General features: G+C 69.1%; 7 protein-coding genes. 3 read left to right on the top strand and 4 right to left on the bottom strand.

What is annotated here, in order from left to right:
* Positions 1 to 180: 180 nt before the first annotated feature.
* Both ACFXPK_RS18320 and ACFXPK_RS18315 read right to left on the bottom strand, forming a co-directional pair.
* On the bottom strand, positions 181 to 351 hold the full coding sequence (locus ACFXPK_RS18320) for a DUF5670 family protein (RefSeq protein ID WP_385008118.1): 171 nt from the start codon (positions 349 to 351) through the stop codon (positions 181 to 183).
* 390 nt (positions 352 to 741) lie between these two features.
* Positions 742 to 1,320 (bottom strand): TetR/AcrR family transcriptional regulator, encoded by a 579-nt coding sequence (locus tag ACFXPK_RS18315; protein ID WP_385076530.1) that lies wholly within the window; start codon positions 1,318 to 1,320, stop codon positions 742 to 744.
* A 144-nt stretch (positions 1,321 to 1,464) separates the two neighbouring features.
* Between ACFXPK_RS18315 and ACFXPK_RS18310 the strand changes: the two genes are divergently transcribed.
* Complete coding sequence (locus ACFXPK_RS18310) at positions 1,465 to 2,196, top strand: SDR family oxidoreductase (protein WP_385076528.1); 732 nt, start codon at positions 1,465 to 1,467, stop codon at positions 2,194 to 2,196.
* Positions 2,197 to 2,239: 43 nt separating this feature from the next.
* On the opposite strand, the gene ACFXPK_RS18305 is transcribed toward ACFXPK_RS18310, so the two are convergent.
* Positions 2,240 to 2,926, bottom strand: coding sequence for a TetR/AcrR family transcriptional regulator (locus ACFXPK_RS18305; protein ID WP_385076526.1), 687 nt, complete (start codon positions 2,924 to 2,926; stop codon positions 2,240 to 2,242).
* A 111-nt stretch (positions 2,927 to 3,037) separates the two neighbouring features.
* On the opposite strand from ACFXPK_RS18305, the gene ACFXPK_RS18300 reads away from it, so the two are divergent.
* The gene (locus ACFXPK_RS18300) at positions 3,038 to 4,171 is read left to right on the top strand and encodes an FAD-dependent oxidoreductase (protein WP_385076523.1); all 1,134 of its coding nucleotides are present in this window, start codon (positions 3,038 to 3,040) and stop codon (positions 4,169 to 4,171) included.
* 140 nt (positions 4,172 to 4,311) lie between these two features.
* On the opposite strand, the gene ACFXPK_RS18295 is transcribed toward ACFXPK_RS18300, so the two are convergent.
* Positions 4,312 to 7,488, bottom strand: coding sequence for an FG-GAP-like repeat-containing protein (locus tag ACFXPK_RS18295; protein ID WP_385076521.1), 3,177 nt, complete (start codon positions 7,486 to 7,488; stop codon positions 4,312 to 4,314).
* Positions 7,489 to 7,978: 490 nt separating this feature from the next.
* Between ACFXPK_RS18295 and ACFXPK_RS18290 the strand changes: the two genes are divergently transcribed.
* Positions 7,979 to 15,796, top strand: coding sequence for a nucleic acid/nucleotide deaminase domain-containing protein (locus ACFXPK_RS18290; protein WP_385076519.1), 7,818 nt, complete (start codon positions 7,979 to 7,981; stop codon positions 15,794 to 15,796).
* The last annotated feature ends 46 nt before the right edge of the window (positions 15,797 to 15,842 follow it).

Below are 15,842 nucleotides of genomic sequence, written 5' to 3'. Positions count from 1 at the left end.
TACTCTGTTTTTCGTGTGGGGGGTGAGTTTTTTGTTTTACTCCCCACTGTGGGCTTGGGTGTGGGCCGCCGCGGGGGGGGGCCCCCGGCGGGGGGGGGGCCGGCCCCCCCGGCGCCGGGCCCCCGCAACGAGCGTCGGCCGGCCGTCCGCCTCAGCGGGACCGTCGGCGACACACGGCACCTACCAGCGGTACCACCGGCCACGCTGTCCGCCGGCTCCGGCGGAACGCATGACGAATCCGAGTGCCCAGAGAACCAGCACGATGACCGCGACGATCCACAGCGCCTTCAGTGCGAAGCCCGCACCGAAAAGAACCAGGGCCAGAAGCAGAACGAGAAGCAGGGGAACCATAGTTATCAACCTCCGAAACACCGCATGCCCCGCCCGATTTCCTCCACACACATTTTTCCGGGTGTTTCTCGCCCTCATTCCGGGGCACGGACCGCGGGGCAGCCCCCGCGATCAGCACCGCCGCGCAATCGGCGGTTCCAGGTTCCCGCCGCGAGTGGAAATCACCGGCCCGGCACGCTGGTTGCGCCTCCACCGCACGGGCGACCGCCCCGCCCCGGCGAAACGTGCGGCCCCACCGCCCCGTACGGCCCTGCGCCCCGTCGCGTCGACGAGCGACGGGACACCGTGACCGTGGCCGGTACAGCCGCCCTCATGTCGACACCGGTGGTGCGGGCTGGAACGTACAGCGCCGTCCGGACGGCGGGATCACTGTGGCGCGAGCCGCTCCGTCTACCGCGACGGCACCGACTTGAGACCGTCCAGGGTGAGGTCGAGAAGGCGTTCGGCCTGCTCGCGCCGGCCGGGTCCGGCCGAGGTGAGGGCGATACCGGCGAGGGCGGCGAACATGTCGGTCGGACTGATGTCGGACCGGATCGTTCCGGCAGCGGTATTGGCGTCCATGAGGGAGGAGAGTGCGGCCTGGATCAGCCGGTGACTGTCGGCGTAGGGGTTGGTTCCCGCATCGACGACGGCTCGCAGCGCTTCGGCCATGCCGAGTTTGGCGGTGGCGTAGTCGATGAAGCGGCGAGTCCACGCACGCAGAGCCTCGAACGGCGGCATCGCCGCGAGGAGGTCGGGGACGGCGTCGCACAGCCGGGCCACTTCATTGCGGTACGCAGCCTCGATCAGGGCCTCCCGAGTGGGGAAGTTGCGGTAGAGGGTGCCGGTCCCCACGCCCGCTTCCCTGGCGATGCGCTCGAAGTGCGCGTCCAGTCCCTCCTCGGTGAACACGCGCACCGCGGCGGCCAGGATCTTGTCCCGGTTCCGTTGCGCGTCAGCCCTCAGCGGGCGTCCTATGTCTCGACCCATCGGCGGCTCTCCCCTGTCTCCACTTGCTAAGTGGAGGCGCGGCCACTTACTGTCGATGAAGTGGCGGCGCCTCCACTTTCACTGTAGGGCATGGCCCCACCCTGCCCCCACCCCTCCCCTTTCCTCCTGGAAGGACTGTCGATCATGTCGGGAATCGAAGGAAAAGTCGTGGCGATCACGGGCGCCGGCAGCGGCATCGGCGAGGCGACCGCGCTACTGCTGGCCGAGCGTGGCGCGAAGGTCGTCCTCGGAGCACGCCGCCCGGAGCGCCTTGAGGCCCTGGCCGCCCGCATCGAAAAGGCCGGCGGTGACGCCGCCTGGGTCCGCACGGACGTGACACGGCGCGAGGACCTCTCCGGCCTCGTCGACCTGGCACGCGATCGGTACGGCAAGCTCGACGTCCTCGTCAGCAATGCCGGGGTCGGCTTGATCTCCCGTCTGGACGAGCTGCGCGTCGAGGACTGGGAGGAGATGATCGACGTCAACCTCAAAGGCGTCCTGTACGGGATCGCCGCGGCCCTTCCCGTCTTCCGGGAACAGGGTTCCGGGCACTTCGTCAACACCGTGTCCACCGCCGGGCTGCGCATCGTGCCGCTCCAGTCGGTGTACGCGGGCACGAAGAACGCCGTACGCACCATCTCCGAGGGCCTGCGCCAGGAGGCCGGCGACAGCCTGCGCGTGACCGTCGTCTCCCCCGGAGCCGTCCGCACGGACTTCGCGGAGCGCATGGATCCGGCCGCGAAGGCCCAGATCGACAAGATGATGGAGATCGCTCTCCCGCCGGACGCGGTGGCCCGCGCCATCGCCTTCGCCATCGAGCAGCCGGACGGTGTCGACGTGGGCGACATCGTCGTCCGCCCCACCGCCCAGGGATAGCTCCGTACGGCCCGCCCCTCCTCCCGGCGCTCGTCGTCGGCTTCTAACGCAGGGCGGAGATACCGGCGAGGAAGATGTCGACCCCGACGAGGAACTGCGCGCGGTCGTCGTGCTCGCCCAGATGGGCCGCCGCCGCGTGCACGAACGGGTAGCGGCCGGGATCGACCCCCGCCCACTGCGCGGCGGCGCTCGCCAGGAAGGTCTCCCGGTCCGTGTCCATGTCCGCGCCGAGCCGTGCGTTCGCGGCGTTCTGCGCGGCGACACCGAGGACATAGTTCACGAGCGTGCCGGCCGCGTCGAAGCGCGCCTTCTCCGGAACGTCGAGGGCGCCCAGCAGGCGGCCGGTGCTCTCATAGAAGTCCAGCAGCGCCGGCCGCCACGGTTGACGGGAGAGCCCCGCCCCTACCCAGGGGTGGGCATCGATCGCGTCGAACAGGCCGAGGGCGAGTCGGCGCAGAGCGGTGCGCGGGTCCGTATCGGTGACCGCACCGGAGAGCACACCGGTGATGACCTCGTCGGTGGCCGCCGCGAGCAGATCACCCCGGTCCTCGACGTGGTGGTAGATCGCCCCGTAGCCGGTGCTCAGGCGCACGGTGAGCGCGCGCAGCGTCAGCGCCTTCTCGCCACCGGCGTCCAGGATCTCGATCGCGGTCCGGATGATCAGCTCCCGCGACAGGCTGTCCGTCCGCCGCGGGGCGCGCGCGGAACCCTTCACCGTTCTCTTCACCATAGCCCCAGCATCGCACGGATGGAGCGTCGATCCAACGTCGTGCTAGCGTGATTGGAGTGGCGCTCCAATGTGGCCCGGGGCGCCACTCCACAGGAGGCTGGGGAGGAATCCATGACGACACCCGTCACGATCATCGGCGCGGGCCTGGGCGGCCTGACGCTGGCCCGCGTGCTGCATGTGCACGGCATACCGGCCACGGTCCACGAGGCGGAGCCCGCGCCGGACGCCCGCCGCCAGGGCGGACTGCTCGACCTCCACCCCCACAGCGGCCAGGCCGCTCTGGAGGCGGCCGGTCTGATCGAGGAGTTCCGCGAGCTGATCCTGCCGGGCCGCGAGGCGTACCGGGTCATGGACCGGGCGGGGAACCTGCTGCTCGACCTGGCCGACGACGGAACCGGCGAACGCCCGGAGGCGCCGCGCGGCGCTCTGCGCCGGATGCTGCTCGACTCCCTGCCGGCGGGCACCGTCCGCTGGGGCCGCAAGGCCACGGCGGTACGGTCCCTCGGCGCGGGCCGCCACGAGGTGGATTTCGCCGACGGCGCCACCGTTCCCACAGACCTGCTCATCGGCGCCGACGGAGCCTGGTCGCGCGTACGGCCGCTGCTCTCCGGGGCCGCTCCGGAGTACTTCGGCGTCTGCGGCGTGGAGACGTTCCTCTTCGACGCGGAAACCCGGCATCCCGCCTCCGCGGCGGCCGTCGGGGCGGGATCACTCTTCGCGCTCGCCCCCGGCAGGGGACTGCTGGCCCACCGGGAGGGCAACGGAACCCTGCACACGTACGCGCAGGTGAAGACGGGCCAGGCGTGGTTCACCGGCCTGGACGCCACCGACGCCGCGGCCCTCACCGCCCAGGTCGCGAAGGAGTTCGACGGCTGGGCCCCCGAACTCACCGCCCTGATCACCGACAGCGACACCCCACCGGCCCTGCGCCCCGTCTTCACCCTGCCGGCCGGGCACCGCTGGGACCGCGTACCGGGAGTGACCCTGCTCGGCGACGCCGCCCACCTCCGGACACCGAACGGCGAAGGCGCCAACCTGGCCATGCGGGACGCCGCCGAACTCGGCCGCGCCCTCGCCGCGCACCCCGACGACACGGAGGCCGCGCTCGCCGCACACGAACGGGGCATGTTCGCCCGCGCCGCCGCCGCGGAGGCGGCCGACGACGGCTTCTACACGATCATGATCGACGCCCAGGCCCCCCACAGCCTGCTCGCCCTGATGACCGGCACCGAACAGGACGCGTGATCCCCGCCCCCGCGCAGGGCGACGCACGGCCCGGCACGGGCTCCGCTCGGCGACCCGCGGCCTGCGCCCCGGACAGTACGGACCAGGCACGGGCGGGGCCCGGCAGCGGCCTGCTGCCGGGCCCCGCGCCTGCGACGGTGTCAGCCGAGGGCCTTCATCAATCTCCAGTCCTTGGCCAGGGCCACCTTGACCGGCGCGTTCGTGTTGGTCTTCGACGGGTGGTAGATCCGCATCTGCCCGTCGACGCCTGAACGGGCCCAGATGTCGGGGATACCGTCGTTGTTGACGTCGGGGATACCGAGAGCCGTGGAGACGTTCGCCTCGGTCCAGCTCGTTCCGTAGGAGACGTCCCCGTTGAGGGAGTTCCCGGCCAGCTTGAGCGATTCGAGGTCGGCGCCGCCGGCCTTGCCGGGTTTGCCGTGACGGACGTACATGTTGCCGTTGTCCAGGTTGCGCCACAGCAGGTCGGGCACGCTGTCGCCGTTGATGTCGGCGACGTTGACGATGTCACGGCGGGCCCACGCGTCGACGTTCATCAGCGTGGCCGTCCGGAAGGTGGCGCCGGTGTAGCCGGACAGCACCCAGAAGGCCGGGCCGGCCCGCAGCGCGAGATCGGGCAGGCCGTCGCCGTCGATGTCGCCGACCGCCTTGATCTGGGTCCAGGTGGCGGGGTCCGGAGTGTTGGCGGGGAGCAGGATTCTGATGCGTTTGCCGATGTCGAAGCTGCCGTAGCCGTCGCCGGGGTAGAGCCAGAAGGTGCCGTCCGGTGTGACGGCGAAGAGGTCGGTGATGCCGTCACCGGGGTAGGCGTCCCCGTAGTGGGTGATCAGCGCGGCCTTGCCGGTGGTGGGGTTGTACCAGTGTTTGGCCGGGTGCAGTTGCTTGTCCGAGGTGTACGAGGCGCCCAGGCAGCCGTTCAGCGAGCCGCCGGGGAGCCCGACGCAGTTGTAGAGGTCGCCGTCGCCGTTGATCTGGAGGATGTCGGGGATGCCGTCGCCGCCCGTGTCACCGGGGCTGTCGCCCTTGTCGCTGGGCTGGACGTAGAAGGTGTGGTTGGTGACGGCGCTCTTGTTCCCGTTCGCGTCGTAGGCGTACACCTGGAGCGAGTTGGGACCCGAGTGCGGGGGCTTCAGGGCGGGGACCGTGACGGTGCCCTTGGTCGCCGTCACATCGGTCCAGCCCTGTCCGTCGATGCCGTACTGGAACTTCGCTGCGTCCGGGGAGGTGAAGGTGACCGGTCCGGTCCCGGGGAACTTGACGGTCGCCCAGGTCAACCCGTCGTCGGTGGCCTCGGGGAAGACATCGCTCTCGACGGTCGGCGGGGGCGGGGCGGAGCCGTCGACCGTGACGGTGCACCGGTTTCCGCTGGTGGGGTAGTACGCGGAGGCCAGTCCGCCGGAGTCCTCCGCGCGTACGTCCCAGTAGTACACACCCTTGTCCACCAGGGTGCTCGACGGGATGGTCAGTGTGCCCTTACCGCTGGACAGACTGGTGACGAGCGTGCCGGCCGGGGTGCTGGCGCCCGATTTCCAGAACCGGAAGCGCAGCCCCTTGAGGTTGCCGTCGGGGTCGGTGGACTTCGCCGAAAGGACCAGGTTGGTCTTGCCGATCGTCGCGCCGCCCGTGGTGGTCTTGCAGGTGCTGCCGGGGGTGGAGGTGACACTGCTGGGCACGGCCGGCTTGCGGTTGTAGACGACGGTCAGCTCCGCCGAGGTAGCCCGGAACTTCCGCCAGGTCTGGGTGTCGCTCTCGCTGCTGGCCTGCATCCCGAAGGTGATGGTGGACCAGCCGCTGTCCGCGCCCTTCTGCGCGCCCGACTTCACGTCGAACGACTCGTAGGCATCGGGGCAGCCGCCGGACGACCAGCCGTGCGCGAACGACTGCTTCAGAACCGTGCCCGCCCAGCCCGGCTTCTTGTTCCATGTCGTACCCGAGGAGATCGCACCGGTCAGCCCGAACTGGAACTCCCGTTTGGTGCAGGACCAGGAGTGGTTGTTGAGCACCTTGAACTTGGCCGAGGTGACCGTCGCACCCTTCAGCGTGGTGCTGTACCTCATCCGCCAGTAGGAGCGCGCGGTACCGCCCGTGTCGTCCTCATGGCCCACTCGTGCGTCGGACGTGCCGGAACTGAAGTTGGTGCCGTTCCAGAAGCTGGTGTTCGGATGCGGCTTGTAGGCCACGGTCCAGGCCAGCCAGCCCGCGTTGAGCGTCGGGTCGACGAACACCGGGAATTGGGCCTCGGGATCGCCGAGCAGGCCGGTCTCGCCCACCTTCACGTCGATCCGCGCCGTCCCCGTACCGTCTCCGGCCAGCTCCATCGGGGCCGGAGCCTGCCGGGACCCCGGCTCCATTCCGGCCAGTCCTGACAGCTTCAGTACGTCTTCCGTAGTGGCGACCGAGGTACGCGGCTCGTTCGTGCCCGTCTCCGTTTCTCCGCCCGTCCCCTCGTCCGTCTCCTCGGGTGTTTCTTCGGGCGCCTCAGGGTCACGCCCACTGGAATCCCAGGCGAACGGCGTCGGCACGGACCCGATCTCCTTGCCGTCCGGGTCCAGCACCAGGATCCGGCTCGCCGTAGTGTCGTACCGGAAGACGGCCGTCGACGACCGCAGTCCGTACGACATCTTCGCCAGCGCCGGGTTCCGGGCGGCCTCGCGGTCCTTGACGATGAGCAGTTGCGCGAACCCGCCTTCCTCCCGCGCGACCAGCAGCAGGTCGACGCCCGGCATCGCCTCGGAGTAGAGGGCACGCGGTCCGTCGAGCACCGGCTCGGGCAGCTCGCCCTGCCAGGTGTACGAGATGACGTGGCCATGGACGACCGTCTGCGCCAACACCGTTTCCCCGGACGGTATCCGGTCGTCCGTCAAGAGCGCTCTGGCGTGCGACCGGTTCGCGCGCGCCTTGGCCGTTCCGTCGGCGAACCGCACCGGTACGGCCGGGTTGACCGGGCGGATCCCCAGTCCGTCGGAGTCGCCGGCGGTGCGGCGCAGGCGGTTGTCGACCGGCGCCCACCGTCCCTCGGCGTTCTTCGCCCTGCGGGGCAGCGCGGCCATCTGCGTGCGCAGTTGTCCGTCCGGCTGGACCCACGTCATATCGGTGGCGGTGGTCGCCGTGTCGACGACGACCGCCTTTCCGGTGCGCCGGGCCTCGGCCGCCGCGGCGGCCTCGTCACGAGGAGCGGTGGCCGCCTTGCGGACGTCGGTCGCTTTGCGGGCCTCGGGCGGTGACGGTTCGTCGGGCTGCCACCAAGGCAGCAGGGCAGCGGTCAGTGCGGCCAGAACCAGGCCGAGAGTGAGCGTCAGCCGGGTGCGTGTGCGCACGAACGGGCTGAGAAAGCGGGGCGGCGCGGACACGGCGGTCTACTCCCGGGTGAACCAGGCGGATGAGGACATGGGCGCGGACACGATCACACGATTTCCACAGGTCGTCCATGTATGAAAAGTTTATGAATCCGTGACGGAGACTTGGTGAGCCCTTGATTACCGACCGTGAGTGTCGGATTTGGATGATCTTGGTCATGAGGTACATGACAGAAAGAGGGGATCTGTGCGACTGCGGACAATCAAGTCGTTCAAACAATGATTTGAGGGTGATTTTCACGTGAGGCACCTCACAGGGTGTTGCGCGGCCGTCACGCAATGCCCTTGAAACCTGCGGCGCTCATGACAGAAGGTGCGGACCGCCTCTGTTGTTTTTTGCATCGCCTGGGTGGGGTCGTCGCGTATGCGTGTTCAAGGTCCACTGTCCTGGCTGGGTCGAAGACGCCTGGTCAGGACGGAATCACAACGACGGCGCCGGCGGCACGCCCGCATGGTGACCGTCCTTCTGCTGTCCACGACGCTGACCGTCACGTGCCTGGGCGGCAGCGCGTTCGCGGTGCCCGGCCCCGGCATGAGCCGGTCGGTCGAGCTGCCCGAACTGCCGGAGAACACCGCGGTCGACGGTGACGAGGAGGCCGACAAGAGCCTCACCACCGCGCCCGAGGTCCCGGTCGACCCGTACACACCGACCGCCGTCACCCCGTGGACCAAGGGCAGTGGCATCGCGACGCTGAAGGCGGACACCGCGCCCGGCACCACCGTCCCGGTCGACGAACTGCCGATCGCGGTCGGTGTGCCCGAGGGTGGCGATCCGACCGCGCTCGCCGGTGACTGGAAGGTCGACCTGGCTCCGCCGGCCACGTCGCAGGACGCGGGCGTCTCCGGCATGATCATGCGGGTCACCCCGCCGGCCACGGCCGATCCGGCCGCCCAGGTCGCGCTCGCCGTCGACACCACGGCCTTCGCCGACCTCTATGGGCCCCAGGCCGCCGACCGCTTCGGCCTGATGCTGCTGCCCGACTGCGTCCTGGACGCCCCCGACACCGGCGACTGCGCCGCCGAGGGCGCCACGACCATGTCCGGCAGGACCGAGGAGAAGGCCGAGCGACTGAGCAGCTCGGTCGAAGTGGTCCCGGCCGCCGAGGCTCCGACCCGTACCGCCGCCGCCAAGAAGTCGCCGACCCGCAAGATTCTCTCGGGCTCGGTGCCGGTCGCCGGACTGCTGTCCGGTGACGCGGGCCGCGCGGCTGACGCGGACGACTCCGGCGACTCGGGCACGTCCGCCTCCGGCGCTTCCGTCCGTACGGCGTCCACCGCCACCTCCGTCCTCCCGGCCGTCGACGCCTCCGGCCCCCAGGTGGTCGGCGCCCTCGACACCGGCTCCTCGGCCGCCGGCGACTACACCGCCACCCCGCTGCTCTCTTCAGGTTCCTGGTCGGCGGGTTCGTCCTCCGGCGCGTTCACCTACGGCTATCAGGTGCAGGTCCCGGAGTCCGCGGGCGGTCTGACGCCGAAGGTCAACCTGAGTTACTCCTCCCAGTCGGTGGACGGCCGCACCTCCGCGGCCAACAACCAGGCCTCCTGGATCGGCGACGGCTGGGACTACAACCCCGGCTCGATCACCCGTACGTACGCGTCGTGCCGTGAGGACTCCAAGAAGTCCGGCTCGAACAACGCCACCCACCGCACCGCGGACCTGTGCTGGGGCTCGAACAACGCCACCCTCTCCCTCGGCGGCGCGACCACCGAGCTGGTGTGGGACGACGGCAGGTGGACCACCGCCAACGGCGACGGCGCCAAGGTCGAGCAGATCAAGGACAACACCACCGGGAACGGAGCGCGCAACGGCGAGTACTGGGTCGTCACCACCCGCGACGGCACCCGATACCACTTCGGCAAGCACAAGCTGCCCGGATGGTCGAGCGGCCGGCCGGTCACCGACTCCGTCCTGACCGTACCGGTGTACGGCAACCACCCGGACGAGGACTGCTACAAGGCCGGTGACTGGGCGGGCTCCTGGTGCACCCAGGCATGGCGCTGGAATCTCGACTACGTCGAGAACGTCCACGGCAACGCCATGTCCCTGTGGTGGAACAAGGAAGAGAACCACTACGCGCGCAACTTCAACTTCAAGGCCCCGGTCCGCTACGACCGCGGCGGCTGGCTCGACCACATCGACTACGGCCAACGCAACGTCAAGGGCGATGTCTTCGCCTCCCCGGCCACGGAACGCGTCGGCTTCACGGTCGCCGAGCGCTGCCTCGCCGAAGGCTCGCTGACCTGCTCGAACGACAATTTCGCCGACAAGGACCCGGGCAAGTACCGCATCTGGTACGACACCCCGGCCGACCTGCGCTGCCAGGCGGGCAAGAAGTGCTGGAACGCCGGCCCGTCGTTCTGGACCCGCAAGCGGCTGACCACGATCACCACCTCGTCCCAGCGCCTCACCACCACCGATGCCCGCCAGGTGGTGGACAAGTACACCCTCAAGCAGAGCTTCCCGGTCCTGAAGACCGGCGCCAACACGGCCCTGTGGCTGGAGTCGATCCAACGCACCGGCTACGGCCGGAAGGGGTCGACCGACGACAGCGTCACCCTGAACCCGGTGCGCTTCGAGTCCAACGCCGAGGACATGCCGAACCGCGTGAAGAACGACGCGCGTCCCGGCTTCTCCCGGCTGCGAATAGCGCGCGTCATCAACGAGTACGGCGGCGAGACCGTCGTCACGTACAAGCGGCCCGAAGGGGCGTGCGCCTCGGGCGCCGGTCTGCCCGGCAAGAAGGACACCGCGGAGCTGAAGGCCAACACCCGGCTGTGCTACCCGTCGTTCTGGCACCCCGACCCCGAGGCCGAGGACATCGACTGGTTCCACAAGTACGTGGTGGACAGCATCGAGGAATTGCCCAACGTCGACGGCGCGTTCGCGACGCTGACGGCGTACGGCTACAAGAACGCGGGCTGGAAGCTCGCCGAGGCCGAGTTCACCAAGAAGTCCACCCGCACCTACGCGCAGTTCGCCGGCTTCGAGCAGACCACGGTCATCACCGGCGCGGACGAGACGTCCATCGGCAGCAAGAGGTCCAAGTCCGTCACCCGCTACTTCCGCGGCATGGGCGACACGGTCCCGGTCAAGGACATCACCGGCGCCGAGATAGCCAAGGACCGGGAGCCCTTCGCCGGCCGTATCGCCGAGGAGCTGACGTACACCAGCGCCTCCGACGTGGACACCAACTGGCTGTCGCGCAGTGTCACCGTCCCGGAAGCCACCGAACTGGCCAAACGGGACCGTGACGACGGGCTGAGCCCGCTGCGCGCCTGGCGGGTCACCGAGCCCGAGGAGGTCGCGTACACCCGTTCCTCCGGTACGGGAGACGACGCCCGCACCCTGCGGACCGTCAAGGCCACGACGTCCTACGAGCCGACGTACGGCCTGCCCACCCAGGTCGAATCGCTCGGCGACACCGGAAAGAGCGGCGACGAGTCCTGCACCAGGCTGGAGTACGTCCACCAGAGCGCCAAGCACCTCATCGGGCTCACCAAGCAGGTCCTGGTCTCCCCGACCACCTGCGCCGCCGCCGACTTCACGGACCTGCCCACTCTCAGCGGCGGTACACGCACCGCGTACGACGGCCAGGGCTACGGCACCGCGCTCGCCGCCGGCACGCTCGGTGAGGCCACCCAGACGTGGTCCCTGAACAGCGGGGGCACCGGCTTCCAGAGCGACGGCCGCTCGGAGTTCGACGACATCGGCCGCGTCGTCAAGCAGTACGCCCCGGACGGCAACGCGGGCAGCATCACCTACGACCCGCCGACCGGCCAGGTCTTCACGGTCACCGAGACCAACGCCGCGGGCCACTCCCAGAAGCAGGAACTGGAGCCCGGCCGCTCGACGGCCCTCAGGACCACGGACGCCAACGGCAACGTCAGCGAGGCGACATACGACCCGCTGGGCCGGATGACCGAGGCATGGGGAGCGGGCCGCACCCCGTCCTCCTCGTCCGTCCCGGACTTCCGCGCGACCTACACCATCCCGCGCTATGACGAGAACAACCCCGACCGCAAGCCGCCGTACGTCACCACCCGGGCGCGCGGCCACGAGGACCGGATCGAGACCTCGGTCACCCTCTACGACGGTCTCGGCCGAGAGCGGCAGACGCAGGAGGAGGCCGACGGCGGCGGCCATCTGATCACCGACACCCTCTACAACACGTCGGGCGAGGTCTGGCAGACCAACAACGCCTACCTCACCCGGGACGCGAAGCCCGGTGAACTCTTCACCCCGCTCGCCGACACCGCCGTCCCCAACATCACTCGCTACACGTACGACGGTCTCGGCCGGGTCCTGGCGGAGACCCCGGTCCTGAAGGTCCTGGACCCGCTGACCAAGGAAGCCACGTCACAGCCGGTCCCCGAGCGGGCCACCCGCTACGAGTACGGCCAGGACTGGTCGAAGGTGATCAACCCGGCCGGTACCTCCGACTACCGCGTCTACACCGACGCCCTCGGCCGTACCTCTCGCGTCGACACCTTCAACCCGGAGGCGCCGGGCGGTTTCACCGCGACGCGATACGCGTACGACAAGCACGGCCGTATGGAGAAGGCGACCAGTTCGGCCGATGCCACGCACCCGTGGAGCTGGACGTATGACAACCGGGGCCGCCAAGTCACGGCGACCGACCCGGACACGGGCACCACGAGGACCACGTACGACGCCCGTGACCGCGTCCTGACCACCAAGAACGCCCGGAACGTCACGATCTGGAACGGCTACGACCTCCTGTCACGGCCGACCCAGCAGCGCCTCGACGGCTCCACCGGCAAGCTGCTGGCCGCCTTCGACTACGACAAGGCGCCGGGTGGCAGGGGCATGCCGTACAGCGCGACCCGCTACACCGACGGGGAGGCGTACACCCAGAAGGTCGACGGCTACACCAAGGACTACCAGCCGACCTCGACCACCCTCACTCTCCCCGACTCCCTGAAGAGCGCGTGGGGCCTGGAGACGTCGTACACCTACGGCTACGCGTACACCGACACCGGCATGCTCCAGGAGGCGACGCTTCCGAAGGCCGGCCGGTTCGACGCGGAGAAGCTCGTCGTCCGCTACAACGAGGACGGCAAGCCGCTCTCCCTCTCCGGCAAGGACTGGTACGGCGCCGAGACCGTCTACGACTCCTACGGCCAGGTCCAGCGTTCGACGCTGGGCGCACAGCCGAACCGGGTATGGACACAGGCGACGTACGACGAGTCCAGCGGTGAACTGACCGACCAGGCCGTCTACCGCGAACAGACCGGTGACCCGAAGGTCGTCGCCGGCAAGCTCGTGTCCAAGCGGGCCTACACCTACGACCCGTCCGGCAACGTCACCTCGATCCAGGAGCACTCCACCGGCATCGCCGAACGGCAGTGCTTCACCTACGACCCGCTCGGCCAGCTCAAGACGGCCTGGACCTCAAAGGAGCAGACCGCCTGCACGGCCCCGAAGAACAGCGATGGTTCGCTGAACGTCGCGGCGGGCGAGGACGACTCCGGCTACTGGCAGGAGTACGAGTACGACCTGGCCGGCAACCGAAAGAAGCTGACCGAGAAGGACCTGACGGGCGCGACGGCGAAGGACGCGGTCACCTCTTACGCGTACGGCAAGGCCGACGGCACCCAGCCGCACACGCTGACGAAGGTCTCGAAGGTCTACACCACCCCGCAGGGCGCCCAGGTCAAGGCCGAGGCGGAGCGCCTGTACGAACTCACCGGCGAGACCAAGTCCATCACCTCGTCCCAGAACGGCGACAAGCAGGAACTGTCCTGGACCTATGACGGCCAGGTCGAGCGCATCACCGGCCAGGGCACGGGCGGGCGGACACCGTACGTCGGTCTGGCGGACAGGTGTCTCGACCTGAAGAGCGGTCTGGCGGCCGTCGCCCAGCCGCTCCAACTGCACGACTGCAACACGTCCCCGGCCCAGAGCTGGCGTTTCACCCCGACGCCGGGGCAGGACAAGGCCGACCGGGGCGCACTGACCGTCTACGACGACTGGTGCGCGCAGCCGGCCGCCAACACGGCGGGCTCGACGCTCGGGATCCAGAAGTGCGACGGCAAGGCGGGCCAGGAGCTGGAGCGGACGGTCACCGGCCAGCTCATACACCTGGAGTCGCGCCTGTGCGTGACCGTCAAGGACGGGAACACGGCAAACGCGACCCCCCTCGTGCTGGCCACCTGTGCGACGGGCAAGGCCGAACAGCGCTGGGCCGCGCAGAACGACACCCGGTACGTCTACGGCCCCGACGGCGGCAGGCTGCTCTCGATCAAGGGCAAGCAGGCCACACTCTCGCTCGGCGACACCGAGGTGACGGTCGCCGCGGGCGGCACGCTGATCCACACGCAGCGCACCTACGTGGCGCCGGGTGGCGCGGTCATGCGGTACGCGAACGGCCAGGGCGCCGAGCAGTTGGTCGCGCTGGCGTCTGATCACCAGGGCAGCACGTATGCCGAGGTCGCGCTGAACAGCACGAACACGGTCCGTATCCGCAAGCAGGACCCGTTCGGCAACCACCGTGGCACCAGCACGGTCGGCGCCAACCTTCAGACCCACACGGGCTTCCTGGGCGCGACGCGCGACGACTCCTCCGGCTTCCAGCCGCTGGGCGCGCGGCTCTACGACCCGCTGGTGGGCCGCTTCCTGTCGGCGGACCCGGTCCTGGACCTGAACGACCTCCTCCAGTCCAACGGCTACGCGTACGCCCACAACAACCCCGTCACGATGTCCGACCCGACGGGCCTGGCCATCTCCCTGACGGCATCGGAGCGCGCGGCGGCCCTGGCCGGCGCGGGTCTCTCAGCGGCCCAGGTCTCCCAGGCCCAGGCCATGATGGGCAAGTCCCTCACCTCGGTGATCCTCTCGGTCGCGTGGGACACCCTGAAGGACTTCATCGGCATCAACGACGCGATGTCCTGCTTCGGCGGCGACATGTGGTCGTGCGGCAGCCTGATCATCGGGGCGATCCCCTGGAGCAAGCTGGGCAAGATCCCCTCGGTGCTGAAGGCGGTCGACCGCACCATCAACGCCGTCATGGCCTTCCGCGCGGCCAAGAAGGCTGCGGAACTGGTCCTGAAGGCGGCGAAGGCGGCGGAAGCGGCGGCGCTGCGGGCCAAGAAGGCTGCGATCGAGAAGGCGAAGAGGGAAGCCGCCCAGAGAGCCAAGAAAAAGGCGGCAGAACAGGCGAAGAGAATCGCCGACAGAGCCGCGGCCCAGGCCAAGAAGACCGGCAACGCGATCCAGAAACAGGCCCAGGCCAAGGCCGCCCCGAAGGTCTCCACCCACAAGCCGCCGAGCGGCGGCGGAGGCGCCTCCAAGGCCGGCGGCTCCAAGCCGGGCGGCACTTCGGGCGGCACGGCCCGCACCAGCGGCGGCGGCTCCAGTGGAAGCGGCGGCTCGGGCAAGGCGAGCGGCGGCGGCTCCTGCTCGGTCGGCAACAGCTTTGTGGCAGGCACGAAGGTCCTGATGGCCGACGGCACCACGAAGCCGATCGAGCAGGTGAGAACGGGCGACAAGGTCGTCGCGACCGACCCGAAGACGGGAGAGACCCGCGTCGAGACGGTCACGGCGGAGATCAAGGGCCAGGGCTTGAAGCACCTGGTCGAGGTCGGCATCGACACCGACGGCGAAAAGGGCACAAAGACAGCCCAGGTCACGGCAACCGACGGCCACCCCTTCTGGGTCCCCGAACTCGCCGAATGGATCGACGCCACCGACCTGCGCCCAGGCCAATGGCTCCGCACGGGCGCCGGCACGCTCGTCCAGATCACAACGGTCGAGCACCGCACGGTCCCGGACGAAACGGTCTACAACCTCACTGTCGGCGACCTGCATACGTACTATGTGCTGGCGGGAGCAACGCCGGTCCTGGTCCACAATTGTGGCGGCCAGGTGGAATACGGTGGCAATGAACTCAGCCAGGCCGTCATAGAGGAACGCCTCAAGACGGGAAACAAGTCCAATAATTTTGCGGCAGTGAGGTACACCGACGCAGATGGGGTTTCGCAGATTGCGGTCGCAGTCTCCTCGAAGGGTCTAGGCAACCATGCGGAACGTAAATTGCTTCGAGAGTACGGGGATTCAATCACTGAAGCCTATTCGGAATTCCAGCCGTGTACTGGGACGAATAAGTGCCGCAGTAGGCTAGCCGAGGCCGGCATACCAACGACTTGGACTTGGGGTTGGACCACTTCAGCAGAGGGCACTGCCGCAAGGTCCGCCAAGGGTAAAGCGGTAACTTCGATGTTCAGGGATGCCATATCGGGCAACTGGTAAGGTAGTTCTAATATCGCGGTGTGGGCGGGGCCCCCCCCCCGCCGGG

Origin of the sequence: Streptomyces sp. NPDC059142 (assembly GCF_042755665.1) — a bacterium.
Lineage (GTDB): Bacteria > Actinomycetota > Actinomycetes > Streptomycetales > Streptomycetaceae > Streptomyces.
The sequence above is the reverse complement of the archived record's forward strand: the minus strand, read 5'-3'. Positions and strand labels throughout refer to the sequence as shown.

Bases quoted from the DNA above. Each gene is read 5' to 3' on its own strand.
- ACFXPK_RS18320 (WP_385008118.1), bottom strand. From the start codon at position 351: ATGGTTCCCCTGCTTCTCGTTCTGCTTCTGGCCCTGGTTCTTTTCGGT.
- ACFXPK_RS18315 (WP_385076530.1), bottom strand. From the start codon at position 1,320: ATGGGTCGAGACATAGGACGCCCGCTGAGGGCTGACGCGCAACGGAAC.
- ACFXPK_RS18310 (WP_385076528.1), top strand. From the start codon at position 1,465: ATGTCGGGAATCGAAGGAAAAGTCGTGGCGATCACGGGCGCCGGCAGC.
- ACFXPK_RS18305 (WP_385076526.1), bottom strand. From the start codon at position 2,926: ATGGTGAAGAGAACGGTGAAGGGTTCCGCGCGCGCCCCGCGGCGGACG.
- ACFXPK_RS18300 (WP_385076523.1), top strand. From the start codon at position 3,038: ATGACGACACCCGTCACGATCATCGGCGCGGGCCTGGGCGGCCTGACG.
- ACFXPK_RS18290 (WP_385076519.1), top strand. From the start codon at position 7,979: ATGGTGACCGTCCTTCTGCTGTCCACGACGCTGACCGTCACGTGCCTG.